At 68.9% G+C, this 25,513-nt stretch carries 21 protein-coding genes and 1 tRNA gene; 8 read left to right on the top strand and 14 right to left on the bottom strand.

The features are described from left to right. Positions 1 to 67: 67 nt before the first annotated feature. From V6M51_RS22360 to V6M51_RS22375, 4 genes are all read right to left on the bottom strand, one after another. Positions 68 to 751: an aspartate/glutamate racemase family protein gene (locus V6M51_RS22360; RefSeq protein WP_332770441.1), complete on the bottom strand. Its 684-nt coding sequence runs from the start codon at positions 749 to 751 to the stop codon at positions 68 to 70. Between the two features lie 2 nt (positions 752 to 753). Next, on the bottom strand, positions 754 to 2,490 hold the full coding sequence (gene ilvD / locus V6M51_RS22365) for a dihydroxy-acid dehydratase (protein ID WP_332770442.1): 1,737 nt from the start codon (positions 2,488 to 2,490) through the stop codon (positions 754 to 756). Between the two features lie 157 nt (positions 2,491 to 2,647). Next, entirely contained in the window at positions 2,648 to 3,883 is a 1,236-nt protein-coding gene (locus V6M51_RS22370; protein ID WP_332770443.1) for an aminotransferase class V-fold PLP-dependent enzyme, read from the bottom strand. A gap of 10 nt (positions 3,884 to 3,893) precedes the next feature. After that, positions 3,894 to 6,290 (bottom strand): TonB-dependent receptor plug domain-containing protein, encoded by a 2,397-nt coding sequence (locus V6M51_RS22375; RefSeq protein ID WP_332770444.1) that lies wholly within the window; start codon positions 6,288 to 6,290, stop codon positions 3,894 to 3,896. 247 nt (positions 6,291 to 6,537) lie between these two features. On the opposite strand from V6M51_RS22375, the gene V6M51_RS22380 reads away from it, so the two are divergent. Next, positions 6,538 to 7,092, top strand: a complete 555-nt coding sequence (locus V6M51_RS22380) for an RDD family protein (protein ID WP_332770445.1) — start codon at positions 6,538 to 6,540, stop codon at positions 7,090 to 7,092. Here V6M51_RS22380 and V6M51_RS22385 read toward each other — a convergent pair. Beyond that, entirely contained in the window at positions 7,087 to 7,566 is a 480-nt protein-coding gene (locus tag V6M51_RS22385) for a glutathione peroxidase (protein WP_332770446.1), read from the bottom strand. The genes V6M51_RS22380 and V6M51_RS22385 overlap by 6 nt on opposite strands. Before the next feature lie 39 nt (positions 7,567 to 7,605). Further along, complete coding sequence (locus V6M51_RS22390) at positions 7,606 to 8,532, bottom strand: Gfo/Idh/MocA family protein (RefSeq protein WP_332770447.1); 927 nt, start codon at positions 8,530 to 8,532, stop codon at positions 7,606 to 7,608. Between the two features lie 119 nt (positions 8,533 to 8,651). Between V6M51_RS22390 and V6M51_RS22395 the strand changes: the two genes are divergently transcribed. Both V6M51_RS22395 and V6M51_RS22400 read left to right on the top strand, forming a co-directional pair. Further along, positions 8,652 to 9,653 (top strand): NADP-dependent oxidoreductase, encoded by a 1,002-nt coding sequence (locus V6M51_RS22395; RefSeq protein WP_332770448.1) that lies wholly within the window; start codon positions 8,652 to 8,654, stop codon positions 9,651 to 9,653. Positions 9,654 to 9,738: 85 nt separating this feature from the next. Further along, positions 9,739 to 10,641: a cobalamin biosynthesis protein CbiG gene (locus V6M51_RS22400; RefSeq protein WP_332770449.1), complete on the top strand. Its 903-nt coding sequence runs from the start codon at positions 9,739 to 9,741 to the stop codon at positions 10,639 to 10,641. 118 nt (positions 10,642 to 10,759) lie between these two features. Here the strand turns inward: V6M51_RS22400 and V6M51_RS22405 are convergent, their stop codons facing one another. Then, entirely contained in the window at positions 10,760 to 11,164 is a 405-nt protein-coding gene (locus V6M51_RS22405) for a VanZ family protein (RefSeq protein ID WP_332770450.1), read from the bottom strand. A 34-nt stretch (positions 11,165 to 11,198) separates the two neighbouring features. Continuing rightward, positions 11,199 to 12,572 (bottom strand): MATE family efflux transporter, encoded by a 1,374-nt coding sequence (locus V6M51_RS22410; protein ID WP_332770451.1) that lies wholly within the window; start codon positions 12,570 to 12,572, stop codon positions 11,199 to 11,201. A 206-nt stretch (positions 12,573 to 12,778) separates the two neighbouring features. Between V6M51_RS22410 and V6M51_RS22415 the strand changes: the two genes are divergently transcribed. Then, positions 12,779 to 13,408 carry a dihydrofolate reductase family protein gene (locus V6M51_RS22415; protein WP_332770452.1) on the top strand — a complete coding sequence of 210 codons (630 nt, stop codon included), beginning with the start codon at positions 12,779 to 12,781 and terminating at the stop codon, positions 13,406 to 13,408. Here V6M51_RS22415 and V6M51_RS22420 read toward each other — a convergent pair. The 5 genes from V6M51_RS22420 to glmU are packed head-to-tail and all read right to left on the bottom strand — an operon-like array spanning position 13,405 to position 19,525. Continuing rightward, the gene (locus V6M51_RS22420) at positions 13,405 to 14,784 is read right to left on the bottom strand and encodes a class II 3-deoxy-7-phosphoheptulonate synthase (RefSeq protein ID WP_332770453.1); all 1,380 of its coding nucleotides are present in this window, start codon (positions 14,782 to 14,784) and stop codon (positions 13,405 to 13,407) included. The two genes, V6M51_RS22415 and V6M51_RS22420, sit on opposite strands and share 4 nt — an antisense overlap. Positions 14,785 to 14,836: 52 nt before the next feature. Next, a complete protein-coding gene (locus V6M51_RS22425) occupies positions 14,837 to 16,057 on the bottom strand; it encodes an O-antigen ligase family protein (RefSeq protein ID WP_332770454.1) in 1,221 nt (406 codons plus the stop codon). Then, positions 16,054 to 17,436: a glutathione-disulfide reductase gene (gene gor, locus V6M51_RS22430; RefSeq protein WP_332770455.1), complete on the bottom strand. Its 1,383-nt coding sequence runs from the start codon at positions 17,434 to 17,436 to the stop codon at positions 16,054 to 16,056. Before gor ends, V6M51_RS22425 begins: the two co-directional genes overlap by 4 nt. Positions 17,437 to 17,448: 12 nt before the next feature. Then, the gene (rpiA, locus tag V6M51_RS22435; protein WP_332770456.1) at positions 17,449 to 18,138 is read right to left on the bottom strand and encodes a ribose-5-phosphate isomerase RpiA; all 690 of its coding nucleotides are present in this window, start codon (positions 18,136 to 18,138) and stop codon (positions 17,449 to 17,451) included. A 37-nt stretch (positions 18,139 to 18,175) separates the two neighbouring features. Next, complete coding sequence (glmU, locus tag V6M51_RS22440; protein ID WP_332770457.1) at positions 18,176 to 19,525, bottom strand: bifunctional UDP-N-acetylglucosamine diphosphorylase/glucosamine-1-phosphate N-acetyltransferase GlmU; 1,350 nt, start codon at positions 19,523 to 19,525, stop codon at positions 18,176 to 18,178. A gap of 84 nt (positions 19,526 to 19,609) precedes the next feature. Here glmU and gph point away from each other — a divergent pair, with 84 nt between their 5' ends. Next, the gene (gph, locus tag V6M51_RS22445; RefSeq protein WP_332770458.1) at positions 19,610 to 20,299 is read left to right on the top strand and encodes a phosphoglycolate phosphatase; all 690 of its coding nucleotides are present in this window, start codon (positions 19,610 to 19,612) and stop codon (positions 20,297 to 20,299) included. A gap of 40 nt (positions 20,300 to 20,339) precedes the next feature. After that, a tRNA-Val gene (locus tag V6M51_RS22450) sits at positions 20,340 to 20,414 on the top strand. Positions 20,415 to 20,483: 69 nt separating this feature from the next. Here V6M51_RS22450 and V6M51_RS22455 read toward each other — a convergent pair. Next, on the bottom strand, positions 20,484 to 21,725 hold the full coding sequence (locus tag V6M51_RS22455; protein WP_332770459.1) for an MFS transporter: 1,242 nt from the start codon (positions 21,723 to 21,725) through the stop codon (positions 20,484 to 20,486). Positions 21,726 to 21,868: 143 nt separating this feature from the next. Here V6M51_RS22455 and V6M51_RS22460 point away from each other — a divergent pair, with 143 nt between their 5' ends. Together V6M51_RS22460 and V6M51_RS22465 are read left to right on the top strand one after the other, a co-directional pair. Then, on the top strand, positions 21,869 to 22,948 hold the full coding sequence (locus V6M51_RS22460; protein WP_332770460.1) for a LacI family DNA-binding transcriptional regulator: 1,080 nt from the start codon (positions 21,869 to 21,871) through the stop codon (positions 22,946 to 22,948). Positions 22,949 to 23,129: 181 nt separating this feature from the next. Further along, on the top strand, positions 23,130 to 25,490 hold the full coding sequence (locus tag V6M51_RS22465; protein WP_332770461.1) for a TonB-dependent receptor: 2,361 nt from the start codon (positions 23,130 to 23,132) through the stop codon (positions 25,488 to 25,490). Positions 25,491 to 25,513: the final 23 nt, after the last annotated feature.

Raw genomic sequence — 25,513 nt, forward strand, 5'->3', positions numbered from 1 at the left:
CATCCGAAGCGCTCGGTGGGTTTCACCTGGGTCCCGGCCTTCGCCGGGATGAGCGGGATTGAGAACCCTAGCCCAGCATGAAGTCCACGCCGGCCTCGACGTGGACCAGGGTCGAGTCGATCACAGGCCGCTCGATATCCGCTTGCGACAGCAGCAGCCCCACCTCGGTGCAGCCGAAGATCACGCTGTCGGCGCCCGTGGCCTTGGCGATCATGGCCAGGGCCTGGCGTTTCGAGCCCACGTCCACCACCCCCTGGCAGAGCTCGTCATAGATGATGGCGTGCAGGCGGTCGCGGTCGGCTTGGTCGGGAACCAGGGGCTCCACCCCATGTCCGCGCAGGCGGTCCTTGTAGAAGTCCTGTTCCATGGTGAAGCGGGTGGCGAGCAGCAGGGGCCGCGAACAGCCCCTGGCCCGCACCGCCCGGGCCGTGGCGTCACCGATATGGATCAGCGGTATTCCCACGCGCGCCTCGATGGCCGGCGCGACCTTGTGCATGGTGTTGGTGCAGAGGAGGATCGCCTCGGCGCCGGCGCCTTCCAGGCGCGCGGCGGCCTCGGCGAGCGCCGCGCCCGCCCCGTCCCAGTCGCCCTCAGCCTGCATCGCGGCGATGGGCGCGAAGTCCACCGACCAGAGCACCAGCTGCGCCGAATGCAGGCCGCCCAGCCGCTCGCGCACCTGCTGGTTCAGCGCTTGGTAGTAGGTCGTGGTCGACTCCGCGCTCATCCCGCCCAGCAGGCCAAGCGTCCGCATGGTCAGAGGTCCGCGTAGACGTGGGTCTCGGCCGCCGCCCCCGGATGGGTGAGCGCGCCCAGGTGGGCGGGGCCCACGACCTGTGCGTACTTCCAGAGCGCGCCGGACTGGTAGTTGGTCACCCGCGGCTTCCAGTCCTTACGGCGGTTCTCCAACTCGACGGGATCGACCTGCAGCTCGATGGTCCCGGCGTCGGCGTCGATGGCGATGATGTCGCCGTCCTTCACCAGGCCTATGGGGCCGCCCATCTGGGCCTCGGGACCCACATGGCCGATGCAGAGGCCGCGCGTGCCGCCGGAGAAGCGGCCGTCGGTGACCAGGGCCACCTTGTCGCCGCGCCCCTGGCCCGAGATCGCCGCCGTGGTGGACAGCATCTCGCGCATGCCCGGACCGCCGCGGGCGCCCTCGTAGCGGATGACCAGGACGTCGCCGTCCCGGTAGTCGCCGGCCTCGACCGCATCGAAGCAGGCCTGCTCGCCGTCGAACACCCGGGCCGGGCCGCGATGGCTGCGGTGGCTGGTCATGCCCGCCACCTTGACGATGGCGCCGTCGGGGGCGAGCGAGCCCCACAGGCCTACAACCCCACCAGTCGGAGACAAGGGCTCGGAGGCCTTGCGGATGACCACCTGGTCGTCGCGCCATTTCACGTCCTTGAGGTTCTCGGCGAGGGTCTTGCCGGTCACCGTCATGCAGTCGCCGTGGATGTGGCCGTTCTCCAGCAGGGTCTTCAGCAGCATGGGCATGCCGCCCGCCTCGCCCATGTCCTTGGCCACGAACCTGCCGCCGGGCTTGAGGTCGGCGATATAGGGCGTGCGCTGGGCGATCTCGGCGAAGTCGCGCAGGGTGAACTCGATCCCGCACTCATGGGCCATGGCCGGCAGGTGCAGGCCGCCATTGGTCGAGCCGCCCGTGGCCGCCACCACGACGGCGGCGTTCTCGAACGACTTGCGGGTGACGATGTCGCGGGGGCGAAGCTGGGTCTCGATCAACCGCATCACCGCCTCGCCCGAGGCCACGGCGTATTCGTCGCGGTTCAGGTAGGGCGCCGGCAGCGAGGCCGAGAGCGGCAGGGCCAGGCCGATGGCCTCCGACACGCAGGCCATGGTGTTGGCGGTGAACTGGCCGCCGCAGGCCCCGTCCGACGGACAGGCGTGCTGCTCCAGCGAGCACAGGTCGTCCAGGCTCATCTTGCCGGCCGAGTGCATGCCGACGCCCTCGAACACGTCGACCACTGTGACGTCCTTGCCCTGCCACGAGCCCGGCAGGATCGAGCCGCCATAGAGGAACACGCTGGGCACGTTGAGGCGCAGCATGGCCATCATCATGCCCGGCAGGCTCTTGTCGCAGCCCGCCAGGCCGACCAGGGCGTCATAGCCGTGGCCGCGCATGGTCAGCTCGACGGAGTCCGCGATCAGGTCGCGGCTGACCAGGGACGAGCGCATGCCCTCGTGGCCCATGGCGATGCCGTCGGTGACGGTGATGGTGCAGAACTCGCGCGGCGTGCCACCGGCTTTCTTCACGCCCACGCTGACCGCGTGCGCCTGGCGCATCAGGGCGGTGTTGCAGGGCGCGGCTTCGTTCCAGCAGGAGGCTACGCCCACGAACGGCTGGGCGATCTCACGGCTGCCCAGGCCCATGGCGTAATAATAGGACCGGTGCGGAGCCCGCGCGGGCCCCTCGGTCACGTGACGGCTGGGCAGGTTTGACTTGTCCCAAGTCCCGTCCGGCTTCCTGGTCATGACGACGCCTCCAACGAAGAGGCGTCTTCCCTAACGGTCGAGCCGGTGGGCGCCAAGGGTTAGGGCAAGACTTCCTCACATGACGGCCATATGAGCGGCCCTGCCGCACGTCGCGGTGGCGAGACAAGGCGCTACGACAATATCCTTTCGTCCGCGACTAGGACGCCCCGAGCGTCCGAAGCGCGGCGACCAGGCGGTCGATGTCGGCGTCCCTGGTGAAAATCGCCGGCGTGACCCGCACGCAGGCGCCGCTGGCCAGGCCCGTTCGCGCGACGGTGAAGATGCCGAACCGGTCCAGCAGCGTCCGCGCAAGCTGGACATTTTCCGCCGCGCTCGGTCGGCCGCGCAGTCGAAACGCCCCGATCGCGCTCGCCAACCGCGGATCGGGCGGCGTCAGGATTTCGATGCCGCCGGCCTCGCGCAGGGGCTCGGTCCAGCGTGCGCGCAGTTGGGCGAGCCGGGCGGCTTTCGCGCTCGCGCCGACCTGCTCATGGAAGTCGAGCGCATCGGCGACGGCCAGGAAGGCGGCGAAATTCGCCGTGCCGGAGTGGATCCGATCGCGCACGTCCCCCTCGGGATAGTCGGCGCTGCCCATATGGGGGTCGATGTCCGCGGTCCGGCCCTGGCGGATGTAGAGCACCCCCACCCCTACCGGCGCGCCGATCCATTTGTGGGCGTTCAGGCCCACGAAGTCGGCGCCGAGGTCCGGAAGCTTGAAGTCCAACTGTCCCCAGGCGTGAGCGCTGTCGACGATGGCGTCGACGCCGCGCGCCCGCGCCATGGCGACGATCTCGGCGACCGGCGTCACCAGGCCCGTCCGGTGACTGACCTGGGTCAGCAGGATGAGGCGGACGCGCGGATTGTCGGCCAGCGCCTTGGCGTAGGCGTCGATCAGGCCCTGATGCGTAGCCGGCTCCGGCAGGGCGATGGCGACGGGCTGGACGCCCCGGCGCGCCCGCAGCCACCGCATGGCCGACTGCATGCTGTCATAGTCGAGGTCGGCATAGAGCACGGCGTCCCCCGGCCGCAGCCGATTGTAGCCGCCGATCAGCGCCTGCAAGGCCTCGGTCGCGCCGCGGGTGAAGGCGATCTCGGCCTTGTCGACCCCCAGCGAGGCCGCGACCCGGTCGCGGACCCGCTCCAGGTCCGGGCCATACAGCCGGCGCGAATAGTACGAGGTGCGCCGATTGACCATCTCCTGGTGACGGCCATAGGCCTCGAGGACCGGCCGGGCCATCATGCCCCAGGCGCCGTTCTCCAGCTGGACGACCTCGCGGGTGACGTCGAACCGGGCGGCGACCTCGCCCCAGGGATCCCCATCGGCCGCCGCGGCGGCGACCGGCGCCAAGGCCAGCCCGGCGCCCATCAGCCCCCTACGCGTGAAGCCGGTCACGCCGCCCTCCCTAGAAGCTCGCATCCACCCGCAGATAATATTGGCCGCCATTGGTGTCGTAGGGGGCGTTGCGGGAATAGACGAGGCCACGGCTGGCCTGGAACACCGCCTCGTCGGGATAGGCGTCGAACACGTTCTCCGCGCCCAGGCGGATCGAAATGTTCTCGTTGGCGCGATAGGTCACCGCCAGGTCGACCAGGGTGATGCCCCCGAATTCCTGGAAGATGTCGCCGGTGGCGTTGCCGGTGGAGTCCGTCCACTTGCCGTAGTAGCGGACGCGGCCCAACAGCTCGACCGGGCCGATTGCGTAGGTCGCCGAGCCGGTGAGGTTCTGCTTCGGGCGGGCCTCCTCGAACAGCCGCTTCTGGGTGGCGCTGGCGGCGATGGAGCCCGAGGTCACCGTCGTTTCGTTGAAATTGTAGGCCGCGGTCAGGTCGAGCCGGCCCGCGCCCACCTCACGCCGATAGGAGCCGACCACATCGATCCCGCGCGTGCGGGTGTCGAAGTCGTTGGTGAACCAGCTCACCGAGGTGAAGGCCGAAGCGCCGGAGACGCCCAGCGCCACGAGCTGGGCGCGGATGGCCGGCGTCACGGTGATCGAGGGCGAGGTGCTGAAGCGCTTGGTGACATCGATCTGGTAGGCGTCGATCGAGCCGGAGAAGCCGAAGTCCGTGCGCCAGACCAGGCCGCCGGTAAGGGTCTCGGACTCCTCGGGCTGGAGGGGCTTGGCGCCCAGGAAGGCGGCCACCGGGTTCAACGGCGACAGGCGTCCGGCGGTGAAGAGCTGGAGGGTGACAGTGTCCAGTCCCTGCGAGGTGCTGGTGGAATTGAGCTGGCCCGGCGTCGGCGCCCGGAAGCCGGTCGAATAGGAGGCGCGGATCGCCAGGTCGGGCGTGAAGGCGAAGCGTGTCGCGAGCTTGCCGTTCAGGGTATCGCCAAACTCGGAGAAGTCCTCGTAGCGCAAAGCGCCGCCCAGCGACCATTGCTCCGTGAGTTGGCTTTCGATGTCGACATAGCCGGCATAGCTCTCCTGCTCCCACTCGCCGGCCTGCTGGGGATTGTACCCCGGGAAGCCGTTCGAATTGGGGGCCAGGCCCGCCGCGGCGCCGGGCCCGACCGCATAGGACGCCGGATCGCCCGTCTCGATCTTGAAGGTTTCCAGGCGGCGTTCCGCACCGAAGGCGACATTGACCGGCTCGGGGAGCCCGGCGATCTCCAGCCGATAGACGGCGTCGGCGTTCAGGTTGAACTCCCGCTGGATCAGCCGGCCAAGGTCGAAGGCGGTCGGGCTGTTGGGGCCCAGCGAGGCGTTGATCGAATTCTCGAGGAAGAAGCCGCTCTGATTGCGGCCGTGGGAGGCGCTGAGGTCCCAGGTGAACCGCTCGCCGGCGCTCTGACGCAGGCCGGCCACGGCCTGGTAGTCCTTGGCCTCGATGCCCTCGTGCGGGGTGAAGCCGCCTGGATAGATCGTCTTCAGGTCGAAACCGGGAAAGATCGGCGTCGTCTTGAAGATCGCCGGGTTCGCCGCCGGATTGCGCCAGTTGATGTCGTTGACGCCGTCCGTCTCGCCGTAGGTCGCAAAGCCATAGACTTCGCCCAGGGCGCCCACCGGCAGCGCCGCGTCGAGCGCCAGGTGATAGGTTTCCAGATCGGGGCTACCCCAGCGCTGGACCGGGTTGTCGACCTTGACGGTCGGGTTGGCGGCCTGGAAGGCGATGGCGTCGGGACGCTGGCGGGTGCGCGAGGTGGCGTCGGCCTTGGACCACTCGGCGGTGGCCGAGACATGGCCGCCCTCGCCGATCGCAAAGCCCGCGCGGGCGCCCAGCCGATAGGTTCGGCCGTCGCCTTCGTAATACTGCCCGCCCTGGCCGAAGGCGGAGAAGCCCGGCTGGTCGTTGAGGATGATGTTTATGACCCCGGCGATGGCGTCGGAGCCGTACTGCGCCGAGGCGCCGTCGCGCAGGACCTCGATGCGCCGGATCGCGAAGGTCGGGATCTGCGCCAGGTCCGGCGCCTGCGATCCCCGCGATCCCAGGAAGGCCGAGCGGTGAAAGCGCTTGCCGTTCAGCAGGACCAGGGTTTCGTCGGGCGAGAGGTTGCGCAGCGTCGCCGGGCGAACGAACTGCAGGCCGTCCGAGGTCGGAAGCTTCTGGACGTTGAACGACGGGACGAGCTGGGCGAGGCTGTCGCCCAATTGGCTGGACACCGAGGCCTTGATCGCCTCCTCCGACAGCACGTCGACCGGGGCCAGGGTCGTGAACTGGGTCCGCGTGGTGTCGCGGGTGCCGGTCACGATCACCTCGTCGACGACGCCGTCCTCAGCCGCGGCCGAGCCGGCCACAACCATGCCCAGGACCGAAACGGCCGCCGTCGCCCAAAGCCGACGCTTGAAACCCGCAAACCACATGACGCCCTCGAACCCTGATTTTCTCGAAGGCGTGGCTCTGGACTAGGCAGGTGACGGTGTTGCAAAGCTCCGATGAAGTTTCGACGCGGGCGTCGCCTCGCTTGCAAGGCCGCCTCGATCGCCCCGGTGAGTTCGTCGCCCAGAACTCCGGTCCCTGTTGACAACGGCGAAGCTTGCTGAGAACAATTAGCGAACATTCTGCTCGTATTGGGGAAGCGTCTCGCCCGCGGCGAAACTTGGAGGCTCGATGAACTCGAAAGATTGGACCGATACGTCGCCCCATCCCTGGCGGCGCTATGGCGCTCGGCTGACGGACATCATGCTGGGCGGGACCGTCTTTTGGTTCCTATTCGGCGTGATCGCCTATGGAGTCGCGCCCGACGCGGCCAATCGGTTTTTCGCCTCGCTGGACGGCTCCGGCGGCCGACTTCTCGACTTGATGATGACGGTGTTGATCTCCGTTCCGATCTCGGCGGCGTTCGTCGGCGCCACGGGCCTCTCGCCGGGCAAGTGGATCTTTGGCGTCCGAGTCACGCGTGACGGCCAGCTCCTGGGCTTCGGCGCCGCGTTCAATCGCGAAGTGTCGATCTGGATTCGGGGCCTGGGCCTCGGCGTTCCCATCGTATCCCTGGTCACTCTCGCCAACTCATTCAGCCGGCTCAAGGACAAGGGATCGACGCAGTGGGACGAGGCCGGAGCCTATGTTGTCACGCACCGGCCTGAATCGAGCGGATGGTCGGTCGCCATGTGGGCGACCATCGTCGCCCTCATCGTCATGCGGATCGGTCTCAACGCCCTATAGCGCCGCCTCGATGGCCCCGGTGATCTCGTTATCCAGGGGCTCGGTGCGCGGGCCGAAGGCGCGGATCAGCTTGCCGTCCTTGCCGAGCAGCAGCTTGTGGAAGTTCCAGACCGGCTCGGCGGGTTCGCCCAGGGTGTCCTTGGCCCACTTGTAGAACGGATGGGCTTCGTCGCCCTTCACGTCGGTCTTCGAGGTCATCGGGAAGTCGACCCCGAAGTTGGTCGTGCAAAATTCCGCGATCTCGGCGTCGGCGCCAGGTTCTTGGCCGGCGAATTGGTTGCTGGGCACGCCCAGGACCACCAGGCCCTTGTCCTTGTAGTCGGAATAGAGCTTTTCCAGCCCTTCGTACTGCGGGGTCAGGCCGCACTTGGAGGCGGTGTTCACCACCAGCACTACCTTGTCCTTGAAACTGGTCAGGGGCAGCGGCGCGCCATCGATGGAATTGAACGAGAAATCGTAGGCGTCTTGGGCCATGGCGAGGCTCCTCCCAGGGTTTTCGCCAGCCTAGCGCCCTTACCTCGCGTCCTCCAACGCCTGTTCGACGGCGAGCGCCAGATCGAGGGCGCGGGCGGCCTCCTGCGCCGTCACGATCGGTCGCGGCGCCAGACCGCGCACGGCGGCCAGGAAGCCCTCGACGCTGGTGGCCAGCGTGTCCTTCACCGCCGGGGTGTCGGCATAGTCGGGATTGAGCGGATAGCCCGTGGTGTTGCGGAAGGCCCGGGTGACGAAGTCGATCTCCACCACGCCCGAGGGATAGACCAGCTTCATGGTCCGCTTGCGCGCCAGCTCCATGCGCGAGGAGTCGAAGAGCGCCGTGAAGCCGTCGTCGAAACTGACCTCGGCGCGGGCGCGGTCCCAGCCGCCGGAGAAGTCGACCTTGCCGTCCCCCTCCACCGCCATGGGTTGGGCCGTCGACAGCGACAGGGCCAGGTCCAGGTCGTGGATCATCAGGTCCAGCACCACCGAGACGTCCAGGCTGCGCTCGGACGGCATGCCATGGCGCACCGACTCCAGCCGCAAGGGCTGCTCGGGGATGTCGAACAGGCCCATGGCCTGGAACACCACCCGCTCCTGGTGGCCGCAGGCGATGACCAGCTTCCGCTTGGCCGCCTCGGCGATGATCTTGTCGGCGTCGGCCAGGCTGACCGCCAGGGGCTTTTCCACATAGATCGGCTTGCCGGCGGCCAGGGCGGCGAGCGCGCCCTCGGCGTGGACGCTGGCTGGCGAGGCTATGGTGACCACGTCCACCGCCTCCAGGAACTCGTCCAGCTTGTAGAAGGCCCGGCCGCCCAGGGGCACGGCGATCGCCGCGGCCCGGTCCGGATGGTGGGTGTCCAGCACCGCCGACAGCACCGCGCCCGGCGCCCCGGCATATTTGCGTGCATGGTGGCCGCCGAACACGCCGGCGCCGATGACGCCGCCTCGCAGGGGTTCAGCCATGGACTCGCTCCGAAAATCGCTCGCTGCGCGCCTAACACGCCGTTGTGGGTCGACGCCACACGGCGCTTTGTCTTAAACATCCGTTTGAACGCCGCTTACGGTGTAAGGAGACGCCCCCTATGACGACCTCGCGCGAGATCCGCCTGAAGAGCCGCCCCGTCGGCCTGCCGACCGCCGACAACTTCGAAATGACCACGGTCACCCTGCCCGATCCGGGCCCCGGCGAGGTCCAGGTGCGCAACACCTGGATGACGGTGGATCCCTACATGCGCGGGCGCATGAACGACGCCAAGAGCTACACCCCGCCCTTCGCCCTGGGCGAGGCCATGCAGGGCGGCGCCACCGGCGAGGTGATCGCCTCGAACGATCCGGCCTTCAAGCCGGGCGACCTGGTGCAGAGCTTCTTCGGCTGGCGCGAGGCCTTCAACGCCCCGGCCGCCGCGGTCCAGAAGCTCGACACCTTCGGCCTGCCGGTCCAGGCCTTCCTGGGCGTCGCCGGCATGCCCGGCATGACCGCCTATGCCGGCCTGCTGCGGGTCGCGGCCCTGAAGGACGGCGACGTGGTGTTCGTCTCGGCCGCCGCCGGCGCCGTTGGCTCGGTGGTCTGCCAGATCGCCAAGCTCAAGGGCCACAAGGTGATCGGCTCGGCCGGCGGGCCCGCGAAGACCGCCTTCCTGCGCGACGAGCTCGGGGTCGACGTGGCCATCGACTACAAGGCCGAACCCATCGTGGCGGCCCTGGAACGCGCCGCGCCCGAGGGCATTGACGTCTATTTCGAGAACGTCGGCGGCGACCACTTGGTGGCGGCGCTCAACTCCGCCAACCTCAAGGCCCGCTTCGCCATGTGCGGCATGATCTCGATGTACAACGACGCCACGCCCCCGCCCGGCCCTTCCAACATCTTCCTGACCGTGGGCAAGCAGCTCCGCATGGAGGGCTTCATCGTCTCAAGCCACTACGACCTGCAGCCGGCCTTCCACAAGGACCTCGCCGAGTGGCACGCGGCGGGCAAGATCAAGTGGCGCGAGACCGTCATGGAAGGGATCGAGAAGGCCCCGGACGCTTTCCTGGCGCTCTTCTCTGGCGAGAACTTCGGCAAGATGCTGGTCAAGCTCTCCTAGTTTCCTTGGCTACGGCCGCTTCCGGCGTTGGCCCGCCGGGAGCGAGCCGCTACAAGCCCCGGTGTATCCCCCCGGAGCTTCTCAAGTGTCCCGTCTCTTCAGCGCCTATGTGATCGTCGACTGGAGCGCGGCGGCCAAGTCGTCGACGGGAGCGGATTCCGTCTGGATCGGGGTGATGAAGCGCGATGTGCGCTTCCGCCTGGCCTATGAGAGCCACAACCCGGCCACCCGCGCCGAGGCCGAGAAGAAGCTGGCCGAGATCCTCGACGACCTGAAGAAGCGGGGCGAGCGCGCCCTGGTGGGCTTCGACTTCCCGCTGGGCTTCCCGCACGGCCTGGCCGCCGGCCTCAAGCTGCCGGGCGAGCTTCCTTGGCGCGCGGTCTGGGACCAGCTCGACAAGATGGTCAAGGACAAGGCCGACAACACCAACAACCGCTTCGGCGTGGGCTCGGAAATCAACCGGCGCCTGACCGGCGGCCCCTTCCCGTTCTGGGGCTGCCCGCCCAAGGACGCGCTCACCACCCTCCAGCCCAAGCGCACCAAGGCCCACGGCCCGGACGACCTGCCGGAGTTCCGCCACGCCGACCTGGCCGCCAAGGGCGCCTCGTCGATCTGGAAGCTCTACTACAACGGCTCGGTCGGCGGTCAGGCGATCCTGGGCATCCCGGCGGTCCGCCGCCTGAAGCTCGCCCGTGGCGAGGCGCTGCGCGCTTGGCCCTTCGAGACCGGCTTCAAGCCCCTCACCGAGGCCGACCTGGCCGGGGTCGAGGTGGTGGTCGCCGAGGTCTATCCGTCGCTCTACAAGGCCCAGCCGGCGCCCGGCGAGGTCAAGGACCAGGCCCAGGTGCGGGTGACCGCCGAGCACTTCGCCAAACTGGACGAGGCGGGCAAGCTCGCCGCCGCCTTCGCGCCGGGCAAGGGCGCGCCGGCCGAGGTCGTGCTGGACGCGGAGCGGGAAGAAGGCTGGATCCTGGGCGTGGAAGCCTAGGCTCCGCCCTCATCCGCTCATCCCGGCGAAGGCCGGGACCCAGATTCATCCGGAGCGCTCAGTGGGTTTCACCCGGGTCCCGGCCTTCGCCGGGATGAGCGGTGATAGAGCCGCGCCCTTAGGCCGATTCCGTAGAGCGGGATTGCACGACACCGGCCGCCCGGCGCTCCTCATAGGGCGCGCTGCGCAGGGATTGCAGCCACATGGGCGTCCAGACCGCGAAGGCGCCGGCCGCGTCGGCGGCCAGGTCGCTCAGGCTGACGCCGCGGCCCACGACCATCTGCGCGATCTCGATCGCGCCGCCCAGCAGCGCGGCGGCGAGCGCGATCTCCAGCCGGCGGTTCTTGCGGAAAGCGGCCATCATCAGGGCGGTCAGGCCGTAGAAGGCGATGAAGTGCGCCGCCTTGTCGGCGGGCACGAAGGCCTTCTCCACCCCCTGGAACGGGCCGACCATGCCGACGACACAAACCAGGCCGGCGGCGATCAGGAGGAACCGGGCGGCGTTCTGCGTGGACGGGACCATGGCCCAGTCCTGACAGACCGCGGTGAATCCTTCGTCAAAGCGGCCGGCGGCTGAGCTGCCAGAACCGCGCGCCGAGCAGCCCAGCCGACAGGAACGAAGCGCCGACAACGCCCCAGACGATGCCGTTCAAGCCCAGCTTCATCGGGATGGCCAGCCACCAGGCCAGCGGCATCATCACGAACACGTAGCTGGTCAGGTGGGTGAAGGTGGGCAGCCAGACGTCGCCGCGCGCCCGCAGGGCCTGGGCGATCACCACCTGCAGCGCGTCCACGAGGAAGAACAGGCACGACAGCACGAGCGCCGTCGAGGCCATGGCGATCACCCGGGGGTCGGAAGTGTAGGCCTGGCTGATGATCCCGGCGGCCGGCCAGATCACCAGCGAGATCACCGCCCCGAACGCGGCTGTCATGGCGAAGCCGATCATGCCGCCCCGCACCACGCCGGCCTTGTCGCGAGCGCCGTAGGCGCGGCCGACCATCACCGCGGTGCCGGTCGAGAGGCCCAGGGGCACCATGAAGATGATCGCCGCCACGTTCAGCACCACCGCCCAGGCGGCCACGGTCAGCCCGCCCATCCAGCCAGCGAAGATGTTCATCGAGGCGAAGGCCGCCACCTCGAAGAAGTTCGAGGCGCCCGCGCCATAGCCGATGCGGCGCTGCTCGTGCTCTGCGGCCCGGTCACGTTCCGGCTTGTCGAACACCCCCAGCGCCCGGCTCTCCTTCATCATCAGGATGAAGACCAGCATGGCGATGGCCAGGAAGGTCCGCGCCCCGGTGGTCGCCCAGGCGCCGCCGACCGCGCCCATGGCGGGCAGGCCGAAATTGCCCGGCACCAGGATCAGCAGCAGGCCGAGGTTCACCGCATTGGCGATCCACATCATCACCGCCCCCGGTCCGGGCCGGCCCAGGCCCTCCAGCCAGAAGCTGGCGGCGACGCTGAAGGCGTAGCCCGGCAGGGACAGGGCGAAGACCAGCATGGCGCGGCTGGCCCCGTCGGCCAGGTCCGTCTCCAGTCCGATCACGTGCAGGAAGCCCGGTCCCGCCAGCAGGGTCACGCCCGTGGAGACCATGCCGATCCAGAAGCTGTAGGCCAGGCCGCGGCGTAGCACCGCCCCGGTCCGCTCGCGCCGCCCCTCCCCGATCGCCCGGGCGGTCATCACCTGGACGCCGGTCAGCAGGCCCACGGCCATGGTCACGACCACGCTGGTCGGGGCCCAGGCGAGCGCATGGTAGCCGAGCTGGGTCGCCGAGAAGCGTCCGACGACGATGGCGTCCGACAGGCCCATGACCATGATGCCCAGGCGCGACAGCACGACCGGCCAGGAGAGCTTCCACAGCTCGGCCGTTTCCTTACGGACGACGTCTTGTTCGCGCCCTTCAGGCAGGGTCGCGCGGGCCGGATCGGCCATTTCAGCACCGGTTTTCAAAGAAGCCCGGAAGGTGGCGGTTCATCGCGGCGGCGGCAAGCGAAGCTTGAAACCGGCGCCGATTTTCCAGGCGCCGGTGACCTTGATGGCACAGGCTCGACCACGAACACTTAAGTCATTGCTTGACATTTATACATCGCCAAGACACTTAAGTAGCTACTGCAATGTCACCCTGCGAGAAACAGACCATGGCCGCTCACCCTCCCGCCGCTCAGTTGGTCACCTGCGACATGACCATATCGCTCGACGGCTACACCGGTGGTCTGCATCACCCCAGCGAGGGCTTCATGCGGATCATGGAATGGGCGCACCACGCCTATGCCTGGCGCAGCCGGCAGAACATGAAGGGCGGCGACCGGAACCGCGACTCCGAGATGATCGAGGAGGTCTTCCAGTCCGCCGGAGCCTACGTGATGGGCCGGCGCATGTTCGACGCCGGCGAGGAACCCTGGGGTTCGGAGCCGCCGTTCCACGCGCCCGTCTTCGTCCTCACCCACCGGCCGCGCGACCCCGTCGTCCGAGGCGGCGGAACCACCTTCCACTTCGTCACCGAAGGCCTCGTCCACGCGCTCGACCTAGCCAGGGCCGCGGCCAAGGCGCGGAACGTCGCGATTTCAGGCGGGGCCGACACGGTGCGCCAGGCCATCGACGCGGGCCTGCTGGACATCCTGCGCATCCACGTCGCGCCGGTCCTGCTGGGCGGCGGGACACGCCTGTTCGACGGATTGGAGCACAGGATCACGGAGCTGGAGCCCGTCGACGCCTGGAGCTCCGAACGCGTCTCCCACCTCACCTATCGGATGGCGAAGGCCGCCTAGACCGCCGCGCGCAGGGCCGCCTCGATCCGCTCTTCCTTCAGCTTCTCGGCCACCAGGAAGGCGAGTTCCAGGGCCTGCTCGCCATTGAGCCGCGGGTCGCAGTGGGTGTGGTAGCGATCGGCCAGGTCGCCCTCGGTCAGGGCCCGCGCACCGCCCAGGCACTCGGTGACGTTCTGGCCGGTCATCTCCAGGTGCACGCCGCCGGGGTGGACGCCCTCGGCCTTGGCGATCTCCACGAAGCTCTTCACCTCCGACAGGATGCGGTCGAACGGGCGGGTCTTGTAGCCGTTGGTGGCGGTCAGCGTATTGCCGTGCATCGGGTCGATGGCCCAGACCACGGTGCGGCCGGAGCGCTTGGTGGCGTCCAGCAGGCGCGGCAGGCGCGCGGCGATCTTGTCGGCGCCGAAACGGCCGTAGAGCGTCAACCGGCCCGGCTCGTCCCGGGGGTTGAGCGTCTCCATCAGGCGCAGCAGGTCGTCCGGCTCCATGGTCGGGCCGCACTTGACGCCGATCGGGTTGCGGATGCCGCGGAAGTACTCGACATGGGCCCCGTCCAGGTCGCGGGTGCGCTCGCCGATCCAGACCAGGTGCGCCGAGGTGTCGTACCACTCGCCCGAGGTGGAATCGACGCGGGTCATGGCCTCCTCGAAACCCAGCAGCAGGGCCTCGTGGCTGGTGAAGAACTCCACCCGGTGCAGGTCGGGCTGGCTCTCGGGGGTGACCCCGATGGCGGCCATGAAGGTCAGGGCCTCGCTGATCTTCTCCGACAGCTCGCGGTACTTGGCGCCCTGCGGGCTGTCGGCCACGAAGCCCAGGGTCCAGCGATGGATGTTGTAGAGGTCGGCATAGCCGCCGCCGGCGAAGGCGCGCAGCAGGTTGAGCGTCGAGGCCGACTGGCCATAGGCCTGCAGCAGGCGCTGAGGGTCCGGCACGCGGCTGGCGGCGTTGAAGTCCATGCCGTTGATGATGTCGCCGCGATAGGAGGGCAGTTCCACCCCGTCGATGGTCTCGGTCGGCGCCGAGCGTGGCTTGGCGAACTGGCCGGCCATGCGGCCGACCTTCACCACCGGCTTGCCGCCGGCGAAGGTCAGCACCACCGCCATCTGCAGGATTAGCCGGAAGGTGTCGCGGATGTTGTCGGCGTGGAATTCCTTGAAGCTCTCGGCGCAGTCACCGCCTTGCAGCAGGAAGGCCTTGCCCGCCGCCACGTCGCCCAGCAGGCTCTTCAGCCGCCGCGCCTCACCGGCGAAGACCAGAGGCGGCATGCCGCGCAGGGTCTGCTCGACGCCGGCCAGGGCCGCCTGATCCGGATAGTCGGTGGGCAGGTGTTTCGCGGGTTTTTTTCTCCACGAAGCGGGCGTCCAGTGTTCGGTCATGTCTCAACTCCACGCCTGCACGCGGATTTGCGGGCAAACGAAACCGCGCCTTCTACTCCGATAAGGGCCGCGCCGTCGATGGGCCTTCCGCCGCTGGCTGCCGCGCCGCGAGCAGGCAGGCCGCCGCCGCCAAGGCCCCGATCGCCAGGAACCATTCCTGCCAGACCCCGAAGGAAAACGCCGAATAGGTGAGATAGGCCGCCGCCGTGGCCGCCCCCACCGCGCGGGCCGGATCGCGCGTGGGCTGGCTGAGGCCGGCCAGGATGGTGGCCCAGAACACCGCCGCGGCCATGGCGCCGATCAGGCCGAGCTCCAGCCAGAGCTGCAGGGCCGTGTCGTGGGGGTGCAGCTTGATGCCCGGCGAGAACATCCGGCTGGCGTCGAGGCCCCAGCCGCGCATCGGATGGTCGCCGATCCAGGCCACCGCGCGCCGCCAATAGCCCATCCGCATCTCCCAGGAGAGCGGCATCCTCGCCTCGACCATCGCGTAGACGCCGAGCTTCTGGGCGGCCCAAACGATGGCCGGAGCCCCCAGGAAGAAGGTCGCCGCCATGCCGGCCATCGCCCGCGGCGCGACGACCGGCCAGCGATAGACGGCGAGACCCGAGGCCAGGGCCGCGACCAGGGCCACCAGCGGCGCGTCGGTGGCGAACAGCAGGCCCACCCCGACGCTGCCCACCGCCATGGGTAGAATCAGCCAGCGGCTCTCTCCCGTGCGGATGACGCCCAGCGCCGCGGCCGGGGTCAGCAGGGCCAGGACGAACCCGGCCTGGGCGACGTTCTTGACGGCGAGGTCCGGCCGGATCGGATCGCCCATGGCCTCGCGCAGGGCGCGATAGACCCAGGCGCCGGTGGCGGTCTCGATGCTGATCAGCAGGCCCAGCGCGGCCAGGCTCCAGGCCAGGATGCGCAGGGCGGTCGCGCGGGTTCCCGGCGTGGCGTCGCGGGCGGCGCAGAGCACGGCCCAGTAGAGCGCCGCCTGGGCGATCAGCTTGAAGGCCGTGGCCCCCTCGAGGTCGCTGGGCGTGTAGGGGCTCCAGGCCATGGAGCCCAGCGACCAGGCCAGGATCACCACCACCGAGATGGCCGCCGGCCGGTCGGCGTCGATGATGCGCAGGCCCTTCAGCGTCAGCAGGCCGGCCAGGGCGAGGATCGGGGCGAAGGCCAGCGGCCCGCCCCAGGCGGCGAAGGGGACCAGGACGAACAGCCCGGCCAGGACCCAGCCCGACCAGGCCGAGACCCGCGCCTGAGGGTTCGCCGCCCCGCCGGTCATGCGGCCGCGCCGAGCTCCTGAGGCAGGTGCTTCTCGCGCATCGTGACCAGTTCCTCGGCCAGGGTCGGGTGGACCGCGCAGGTGGAGTCCCACTGGGCCTTGGTCACGCCCATCTTCAGCGCGATGGCGGCCATCTGGATAATTTCGGGGGCGTCGGGGCCGACCACGTGGCAGCCCAGGATCTTCTGGCTTTCCGCCCCGACCACCAGCTTGATCATGCAGCGCTCCTCGCCGCCGTAGAAGGTGCTCTTCATCGTGCGGAACTTCGACAGGTAGATGTCGAGCTTGCCGTGCTGGTGGCGGGCGTCGGCCTCCGACAGGCCCACCGATCCCACCGGCGGCTGCGAGAACACCGCCGAGGCCACCATGTCGTGGTCGAAGCTGGTGGGGTTGCCGTAGAATTCGGTCTGGGCGAAGGCCGCGCCCTCGCGGATCGCCACGGGGGTCAGGTTGATCCGGTCGGTGACGTCGCCGACCGCCCAGATGTTGTCGACATTGGTCTTGGAGAACTTGTCGACGGCCACCGCGCCGGCCTCGTTCCTCTTCACGCCCGCCTTCTCCAGGCCAAGCCCGTCGGTGTAGGGCTTGCGGCCGGTGGCGAACATGACGAGGTCGCTCTCGATGGCCGAGCCGGAGCTCATATGGCTGACATAGCCGCTCGCGGTCTTCTCGATGCGCTCGTGCTGGCAGCCCAGGACCACCTTGATCCCGCGCTTCTTCATCTCCTCGGTGACATGGGCGCGGACGTTGTCGTCGAAGCCGCGCAGGATGTTGGCCCCGCGATAGACCAGGGTGGTGTCCACGCCCAGGCCGTTGAAGATCCCGGCGAACTCCACGGCGATATAGCCGCCGCCGGCGATCATGATCCGCTTCGGCAGCTCCGGCAGGTGGAAGGCCTCTTCCGATGTGATGATGTGCTCGGCGCCCTCGAAGTCGGCGGGCTTCCAGGGCCGGCCGCCGGTGGCGATCAGGATCTTCTCGGCGGAGTAGGTCCCCTTGCCTTCCAGCTCGACGGTGTGGGCGTCCTTCAGGCGGGCCTTGGCGTGGACCACCTCGGCGCCGGCGTTGCTGAGATTGGTGACGTAGATCCCCGACAGGCGGGCGATCTCGCGATCCTTGGCCTCGAGGAACTTCTTCCAGTCGAAGGTCGCCCCGCTGGCCGACCAGCCATAGCCCTCGGCGACCTCGGCGTTGTGGCCAAACTCCGAGGCGTAGACCATGAACTTCTTGGGCACGCAGCCGCGGATCACGCAGGTTCCGCCGACCCGGTGCTCCTCGGCGATGGCGACCCTGGCGCCGCTCATGGCCGCCAGGCGGGCCGCGCGCACGCCGCCCGAGCCCGCGCCGATCACGAAGAGGTCGTAGTCGTATTTCGCCAAGGCGTACGCTCCTTAGGGTTCCAGGGTGACCACGCCGTCGGGCGTGCCCACCAGGGCCAGGTCGGCCAGGTCGAGGAACAGGCCATGATCGACCACGCCGGTCACGCTCTTCAGCGCGGCGGCCAGCAGGGCGGGCTCCTCGATCCGCCCGCACGCCGCGTCATAGATGAGGTTGCCGCCGTCGGTTTTCACCGGGGCCCCATCTTTCAACCGCAGACGCGGCGCGACCCCAAGGTCGCATTCGGCCAGGGCGTCGCCGATCCGCAGGGCCGTGGTCTCATGACCGAAGGCCACCACCTCGATCGGCAGGGGGAATTGGCCCAGCAGCTTCACCCGCTTGGCGGCGTCGGCGATGACCACGCAGCGCTTGGAGGCTTCCCAGACCAGTTTCTCCCGTAGCAGGGCCGCGCCGCCGCCCTTGATCAGCGACAGGGCCGGCCCGATCTCGTCGGCGCCGTCGACGGTGAGGTCTATGGACTTCACCTGGCCAAGCTCGGCCAGCCTGATCCCCAGGCTCGCCGCCAGTTCGGCGGTGGCCACCGAAGTCGGCACGCCCACGATATCCAGGCCTCGCGCCGCCACGGCCTTGACGAACCAGGCCGCGGTCGAGCCGGTGCCCAGCCCGACCACCATGCCGGATTCCACCAGGGCCGCGGCGGCTTCGCCGCTGGCCCGTTTCTGTTCGTCGATCGTCGCGCTCATGACGCTGACATAGGCGAAGCTTTCCGCGCCCGCGACGCTATTTTTTGGCCTTCTTGGCGAGCTTGGCCGCCCGGAAGCGCGCCGCCCAGCCTTCCTTCTCCACCTGCGGCCCGCGCTCCAGGGCGAGCGCGTCGGGCGCGACGTCGCGCGTGATCACCGAACCCGAGCCCGTATAGGCCCCGGCCCCGATCTTCACCGGCGCCACCAGGGCCGAGTTGGAGCCGATGAAGGCGCCCTCCCCCACATGGGTCTCGAACTTGTCGAAGCCATCATAGTTACAGAAGATCGTGCCGGCCCCGATATTGGCCTTAGCCCCCACCGATCCGTCGCCCAGATAGGCCAAGTGGTTGGCCTTGGCGCCGGCGCCGACCTTGACCTTCTTGACCTCGACGAAGTTGCCGATGTGGGCGTCCTCGCCGATCTCGGCGCCCGGCCGCAGGCGGGCATAGGGGCCGATCAGGGCCCCGGCCATCACCTTGGCGCCCTCCAGATGGCTGAAGGCGCGGATCACCGCCCCGGTCTCGACGCTGACGCCGGGGGCGAAGACCACGAACTGCTCGATCTGGGCGCCGGCCGCGATCTGGGTGTCCCAGGAGAAATGGACGCTCTCCGGCGCCAGCATCTGAACGCCCTCGGCCAGGAAATGCGCGCGACGGCGCTGCTGGAAGATCGCCTCGGCCTGGGAAAGCTGCATGGCGGTGTCGGTCCCCATCACCGCGTTCTCCGGGGCGACGGCGGCCTTGACGAACGCCTCCTCGGCCACGGCGATGCCAACGATGTCGGTGAGGTAGAATTCCTGTTTGGCGTTGTTGTTGTCGACCTTCGCAAGCCAGTCGAACAGCCGCCGCCGGTCGGCGGCCATCATGCCGGCGTTGCAGATCTTCACGGCCAGTTCCTCGGGCGTGGCGTCCTTCGGCTCGGCGATGCGCAGCACATGGCCGTCGGCGCCGCGGATCACCCGGCCGTAGAGCAGGGCGTCGGCCGGCTCGAAGGCCAGCATGGCCAGCGCCACCCCCGCCTCGCGCATGGCGAACAGCGGGGCGAGGTCCTGCGGCGCCAACAGCGGGCAGTCGCCATTCAGCACCAGCACGTCGCCCTCGAAGTCGGTGAGGGCGTCCCGCGCCGCCAGCGCCGCGTGGGCGGTTCCGAGCGGTTGGTCCTGCACCGCCACGGCAGCCTTGCCGAGCCGCGCCTCGACCAGTTGGCGCACCGCCGGGCTGTGGTTTCCGACCACGACCACGATTTTCTCGCAGCCTGACGCCTCGACCGTGTCGATCACCCGGTCGAGGATGGCCCGTCCGCCGACCTTGTGCAGCACCTTCGGCAGGGGCGATTTCATGCGCGTGCCTTGGCCGGCGGCCATGATCACTGCGGCGCGTGCGGTCATCGAGCGGTCCTTCGAGTCGGGCGGAACGTTGCAATCTTGCGGCGTTTAGCTGAAACGGCGAGCGGTTTCGATGGAGCGCGCGCCTTGGCCGACTTCTCAGCGCTGAACGGCGCGACGCTCGTCCTCGACCTGGACGGCACCCTGGTGGACTCGGCTCCGGACCTGATCGGGACGCTGAACGTGCTGCTGGCCCAGGAGGGACTCGCTCCCCTGCCCCTCGAGGAAGGCCGCCCGCTCATCGGCCACGGCGCGCGCCGCCTGATCGAGCGGGGCTTCGCCGCCCAGGGCGATTCCCTCCCCGCCGCGCGCATGGACGACCTCTTCGCGCGCTTCATCGCCCACTATGGCGACCACAGCGCCGACCTCACCCGGCCCTTTCCCGGCGCCGTCCAAGCCCTGACGCAGATGAAGGCGGCCGGCGCCCGGCTGGCGGTCTGCACCAACAAGCTGACCGGCCTTTCGATCGGGATCCTGGAAAAGCTCGATCTCGCCCGGCTGTTCGATGCGGTGGTCGGCGGCGACTCGGTTCCCGCCGCCAAGCCCGATCCCGGCCATCTGGCCGCGACCATCCAGGCCGCCGGCGGAACAATCGGCCGGGCGGTGATGATCGGCGACGCCGCCACCGACGCCGGCGCAGCGCGCGGCGCGCGCGTGCCGCTCATCCTGGTGAGCTTCGGCTACACCGAGGTTCCGGCGGCGGAACTGGCGCCAGACATCCTCATCGGCCACTTCGACGAGCTGCCCACGGCGTGCGTTCGTCTTCTCACCGCTTGAACGGGGCGAGCCACCGGGCTATAGGCGCATCCCTTCCGGAGGATGCGTAGCTCAGCGGGAGAGCACCTCGTTCACACCGAGGGGGTCACAGGTTCAATCCCTGTCGCATCCACCATTCTTCCCCGCAAAGTCGAAAGACCGATCCCTTTGGGGGATCCGCCCTGGCGCGCGAGGGCCAAGGCCGTCAGCGCACCGAGCGGATACGGTTCACGACCACCGCCCCCAGGAGCGCCGAGATGGCGGCCAGCGCGAAGAGCGCCGTGTAGTTCTGGCTGCCGCCGAGCAGCCAAAGCCCGAGGATCGGCGCCAGGATCTGCGGGATGGTGTTGGCCAGGTTCAGCACGCCCAGATCTCGGCCCGCGTCGCGCAGAGAGGGTAGCACCTGGGCGACCAGGGCCGCGTCCACCGTCTGGTAGAGACCAAACCCGCAGCCGTAGAGCGCATAGGCCGCCAGGGTGGCCGGCCAGACCGGCGCCAGGGCCAGGATCAGGGTCCCCGCCGCGAGGAACAGGCCGCCGGCGATCACGAACGGCTTGCGCCGGCCCCAGCGGTCGGAGAGGAACCCGCCCGCTAGGCTGGTGGCGATGTGGAAGACCGTGGCGACCACGATCAGCACCGCCAGGCCGGCCTCGGCCGAAGGGCCCGGCGCGCCCCGCACCCGGTCCTGCAGGTAGAAGAGGGCGAAGATCGAGACGACGCTGAGCGTCAGCTGCATCAGCAGCCGCGACAGCCAGGCGGCGGCGAAATCCGGATAGGCCACGGGGTTGATGACCGCGAACTTGAGCGGCCGGGGCGTCAGGCGCAGCCAGGTCCGCTCGGCGCTCGGCGGATCGCGGGCGAACGCGACGAACGGCCCGATCGCGACCACCAGGATGAAGGCGATGGCCGCGTAGCGCGCCGCTTCGGTGGGCAACAGCACGCCGGTGAGCACCACGCCGAAGACCGCGCCCAGCGGCGGGGCGAGTCCGGCGAAGGCCGAGACTCGACCTTTCTGCGCATCGGGCACCTGGTCAGGCAGGACCGCCAGCAGCGGACCGAACAGGAAATTGAAGCAGAGCTGGAAGATCAGCAGGCCGGCCAGCAGGCCCCAATATCCGTCGGCGGCCATGATCACCAAGTACGAGGCGACCGTGCCCGCGAGGCCCAGGGCGATCCAGGGCCGCCGCCGACCGAACCGCGAGAGGGTCCGGTCGCTCACCGCCCCGGCCAACAGGTTGGCCAGCCCGGCCACCACCGCGGCCCACAGGCTGACCTCGGCCATGATCGCGGCCTTGTTCACCGGATCGATGGCGGCCGCCTTCAACGGCACGAGGATCGAAAGCAGCGGCGTGAACGAGAGGAACGCCCCGACCTGGGCCAGGGTCAGGCCCGCGATGAAGGCGCCGCTGACCGGCGCTCGAACCGGCGGGGCGGTGGTGTCGGTCATGCGGCTGGATCCCCTCGCCAGTCGGCAGGATCGAGGCTCTCGCGCCTCAGCGCAAGCGCTCCGGTTTGCGTTCGCCGGCTGGCGGGGCAAGATGGCGTGCATGCGCCGCACCTCCGCGAGCGCGCCCAAGAGGACCTCGCCGCATGGGAGCCGTGACGATCTACGACGTCGCCGAGCGGGCCGGCGTCTCGATCAAGTCCGTCTCCCGCGTGCTGAACGGTGAGCAGAACGTCAGTGTCGCGCTGCGGACCAAGGTCCAGGAGGCGGTGGACGCCCTGGGCTACCGGCCCAGCCTCTCGGCCCGCAGTCTGGCCGGCTCGTCGTCCTATCTGATCGCCGCTTTCGTCGACGCCGACCTGACGATCGAGCATTGGCGAAGCGGGCGCGGAAACGACTATCTGAGCCGCATGGAGCTGGGCGCCCTGATGGAGGTGCGCAGCTCCGGCTATCATCTGATGATCGAGCTGGTCGATCCGGGCTCCGCCACGCTCGAACGCGACATGTCCTCGGTGCTGGGCTCGCTGAAGCCAGACGGCGTGATCCTGACTCCGCCGATTTCCGACGCCTCCGTCGTGCTCGACGTGCTGGAGGCCCGCGGCACACCCTATGTCCGGCTGGGCCCGGAGACCCAGCTGGACCGCGGGCGGCGGGTCTATATGGACGAACGGCGGGCGGCTTTCGACATGACCGTGCACCTCGCCCGTCTCGGCCACCGGGAGATCGGCTTCATCGTCGGCAATCCGCGCTACGCCGCGAGCCGGCTGCGCCGAGAGGGCTTCGAGGCGGCCATGGCCCAGCACGGGTTGGCCGTCCGCGACGACTGGGTCCTCGAGGGCGATTTCACCTTCACGTCCGGGTTTGAATGCGGGGCCCGGATGCTGGCCGGCGTCGAGCGGCCCACGGCCATCTTCGCCTCCAACGACGACATGGCGTTCGGCGTGCTGCAGGCCGCCAGCCGCGGCGGCCTCGCCGTGCCGGCCGATCTGTCCCTGGTCGGCTTCGACGATACGCCAAGCGCGCAGTTCTCGATGCCACAGCTGACCACTGTCCGGCAGCCGGTGGCCGAAATGGCCGAGACCGCCGCCCGCATGCTCATCAGCGCCGCCCAGGCCAAGGCCGACGACGGCCTGGAGCGTGTCCACCAAGCCGCCTACACCCTGATCGCGCGCGAATCCTCCGCGCCGCCCAGGCTGTCGCGCGCGGCCCGCATCCCTGTGAGCTAAGGGTGTCATTGACAGCGCTGTCTCCATGAACATTGGTTTTCGACTCCAATGTCGGAAAATTTCTTTGAATCTACAATGGAATAAATAAGCTCAAGACACCCTATTGACAGCGCTGTCATTCACGGACACGCTTCATCCATGGCCAGGGCCCGCCAAAAGGGCGCCAGCTGGGGAGGACATCATGACCAATTATCGCGCCGCCTTGCTCGCCGGAGCAGCGGTCCTGATCGCTGCGCCCGCCTATGCGCAGACCGGGCCCACCTCCGTGGAGGAACTCATCGTCACGGCCCTGCGTCGGGAGACGCTGCTTCAAGACACCCCGATCGCGGTGTCGGCCTTCTCGCAATCGTCCCTGAACGAAGCCAAGGTCAGCGACCTGGCCTCACTGCAGTCCCTGGTGCCCAACCTCACGGTCGAGCAGCACGGGGATTCCGGCGGGGTCCACGTCTATCTGCGCGGTATCGGCTCGTCCAACCACACCGAACTCGGCGACCCGGCCGTCTCGTTCCATATCGACTCGGTCTATTCGCCCCGGCCGCAGGGCGCGACCCAGCTGATGTACGATGTGGCCCACGTGGAAGTCCTGCGCGGGCCGCAGGGCACGCTGTTCGGCCGCAACTCCACGGCGGGCTCGGTGAACATCGTCACCGCCAAGCCCAGGTTCGATGAGTTTTCCGGCGACGTCGAGGTGACGGTCGGCGACTACAACCGCTTCTCCACCCGCGGACATGTCAACATCCCGCTGTCGGACACGTTCGCCATCCGTCTGGCCGCGGCCACCGAGAAGCACGACGGCTATGTGGCCTTCCAGGCGCGCTCTCCGGCGGTGTTCAGCGACAAATACAACAACGCCGACCAGCAGAGCTTCCGCCTGACCGCGCTTTGGGCGCCGTCGGACGCGCTCACCGTCACCGGCGCCGTAGAGTACTTCAAGGACCAGGGCACGGGGAACATCGCGCTGCTGCAGACGCCGCGGCCCGGGACCGACCGCTATTCGGCCCTCGTCGACACCCCCGGCTTCCTCGATCAGGACAATCTGGGCTACCGGCTGCGGGTCGACTGGCGCCCGGCAGACTGGGTGGAGGTCTCCTATATCGGCGGCCTGAACCAGATGAGCCGCCGCAACGCCTCCGACAACGACGCCGGCGCGACCCTCGGCTTCAAGCAGGAGCATCGGACGGACAACTCGTCCTTCGACAGCTACTCCCACGAGATCCAGGCCAGATCGGCGGGAGAGGGCCGCTTCGACTGGATCGTCGGCGCGTTCCTGGCCTCGGAAGACAACGCCATCCGGTTCGATATCGACATCACCTCCTCGGCCGTGCCCGGGAGCGGGCCGCTGCTGGTCACGCCGAGCGCCCCCGGCGACCAGGCCTGGTCGATGTCGTTCATCCAACCTAAGCGCACCCTGGATTCCCGGGCCTTCTACGCCCAGGGCACCTTCGACGTCACCGAGGCCCTGCGCCTCACGCTCGGCGCCCGGCGCACGACGGACGAGAAGGAGGACAGGGGCGGCCGCAACTGGGTCTGCCGCGATTTCGGCGGGACGATCGGCTCGGGCAGCCGGATCCTCGGCCCGGGCACGCCCGTCACGCTCGCAACCTGCAACAGCGCCCACACCACGCCCGCAAACCCGACCTTCGCCTGGCCGGGCGGCGGCATCAACGACGGCCAGACCAAGGACTCCAAGACCACCTGGCTGGTGCGCGGCGAATGGGACCTGTCCGAGGACGTCATGGCCTACGCCTCGGTCTCCACCGGCTTCAAGTCGGGCGGCCTGTCCGACGGCGGACGCCGCCACCTGCCCGAGGAGCTCACCAGCTACGAGGTGGGCGCCAAGACGGTGCTGCTCGACGGCGCCCTGACCCTGAACGCGGCGGCGTTCTTCATGGACTACCAGGACCTGCAGGTCTCCGCGGTGGAGCGCCTACCCTCTGGGCAACAGCAGCTGGTCACGTCCAACGCCGCGGCGGCGACGATCAAGGGCGTGGAGCTGGAATTCGCCTGGCGGCCCACGGAGAACGACCACCTGTCCGGCTTCGCGAGCTTCCTCAACGCCGAGTACGACGAGTTCCTGAGCATCGACACCACCTATTTCGACCAGGGCAACCTGGCCAACACGGTCGACCTGGCCGGCCAACCCCTGCGGCACGCGCCGGAGTTCTCGGCCACCGTGGTCTACGAGCACGACTTCGACCTGGCCAGTGGCGGACGCATCGTGCCGCGGATCCAGTTCCACTACGAGGGCGACACCGTCATCAGCGCCTTCAACAACATCTATCCGTCGCTCTATCGGGGCGCTGGCGCGCAGGAGGCCTACACCAAGACCGACCTCGCGGTCCGCTATGAGGCCCCCGACGACCGTTGGCAGATCGAGGCCTTCGTCCAGAACATCGAGAACGAGGCGGTGAAGACCGACATCCAGAACATCGGCGCCTCGTCCAACGGCACCCCGACCTCGGGACCCACCAACCTCGGGACCTGGGTCGGCTTCTACAACCCTCCCCGCACCTGGGGCGTGCGCCTGCACGCCCGGTTCTGAGCTCGTCCCCGGAGCTCACGGCG

It is taken from the genome of Phenylobacterium sp., from assembly GCF_036677185.1.
In the GTDB taxonomy this organism is placed as follows: domain Bacteria; phylum Pseudomonadota; class Alphaproteobacteria; order Caulobacterales; family Caulobacteraceae; genus Phenylobacterium.

Excerpts from the sequence above, each read along its gene's own strand:
- V6M51_RS22360 (WP_332770441.1), bottom strand. The coding sequence starts at position 751 with ATGCGGACGCTTGGCCTGCTGGGCGGGATGAGCGCGGAGTCGACCACG.
- ilvD (WP_332770442.1), bottom strand. The coding sequence starts at position 2,490 with ATGACCAGGAAGCCGGACGGGACTTGGGACAAGTCAAACCTGCCCAGC.
- V6M51_RS22375 (WP_332770444.1), bottom strand. The coding sequence starts at position 6,290 with ATGTGGTTTGCGGGTTTCAAGCGTCGGCTTTGGGCGACGGCGGCCGTT.
- V6M51_RS22380 (WP_332770445.1), top strand. The coding sequence starts at position 6,538 with ATGAACTCGAAAGATTGGACCGATACGTCGCCCCATCCCTGGCGGCGC.
- V6M51_RS22385 (WP_332770446.1), bottom strand. The coding sequence starts at position 7,566 with ATGGCCCAAGACGCCTACGATTTCTCGTTCAATTCCATCGATGGCGCG.
- V6M51_RS22390 (WP_332770447.1), bottom strand. The coding sequence starts at position 8,532 with ATGGCTGAACCCCTGCGAGGCGGCGTCATCGGCGCCGGCGTGTTCGGC.
- V6M51_RS22395 (WP_332770448.1), top strand. The coding sequence starts at position 8,652 with ATGACGACCTCGCGCGAGATCCGCCTGAAGAGCCGCCCCGTCGGCCTG.
- V6M51_RS22405 (WP_332770450.1), bottom strand. The coding sequence starts at position 11,164 with ATGGTCCCGTCCACGCAGAACGCCGCCCGGTTCCTCCTGATCGCCGCC.
- V6M51_RS22410 (WP_332770451.1), bottom strand. The coding sequence starts at position 12,572 with ATGGCCGATCCGGCCCGCGCGACCCTGCCTGAAGGGCGCGAACAAGAC.
- V6M51_RS22415 (WP_332770452.1), top strand. The coding sequence starts at position 12,779 with ATGGCCGCTCACCCTCCCGCCGCTCAGTTGGTCACCTGCGACATGACC.
- V6M51_RS22420 (WP_332770453.1), bottom strand. The coding sequence starts at position 14,784 with ATGACCGAACACTGGACGCCCGCTTCGTGGAGAAAAAAACCCGCGAAA.
- V6M51_RS22425 (WP_332770454.1), bottom strand. The coding sequence starts at position 16,057 with ATGACCGGCGGGGCGGCGAACCCTCAGGCGCGGGTCTCGGCCTGGTCG.
- rpiA (WP_332770456.1), bottom strand. The coding sequence starts at position 18,138 with ATGAGCGCGACGATCGACGAACAGAAACGGGCCAGCGGCGAAGCCGCC.
- glmU (WP_332770457.1), bottom strand. The coding sequence starts at position 19,525 with ATGACCGCACGCGCCGCAGTGATCATGGCCGCCGGCCAAGGCACGCGC.
- V6M51_RS22455 (WP_332770459.1), bottom strand. The coding sequence starts at position 21,725 with ATGACCGACACCACCGCCCCGCCGGTTCGAGCGCCGGTCAGCGGCGCC.
- V6M51_RS22460 (WP_332770460.1), top strand. The coding sequence starts at position 21,869 with ATGGGAGCCGTGACGATCTACGACGTCGCCGAGCGGGCCGGCGTCTCG.
- V6M51_RS22465 (WP_332770461.1), top strand. The coding sequence starts at position 23,130 with ATGACCAATTATCGCGCCGCCTTGCTCGCCGGAGCAGCGGTCCTGATC.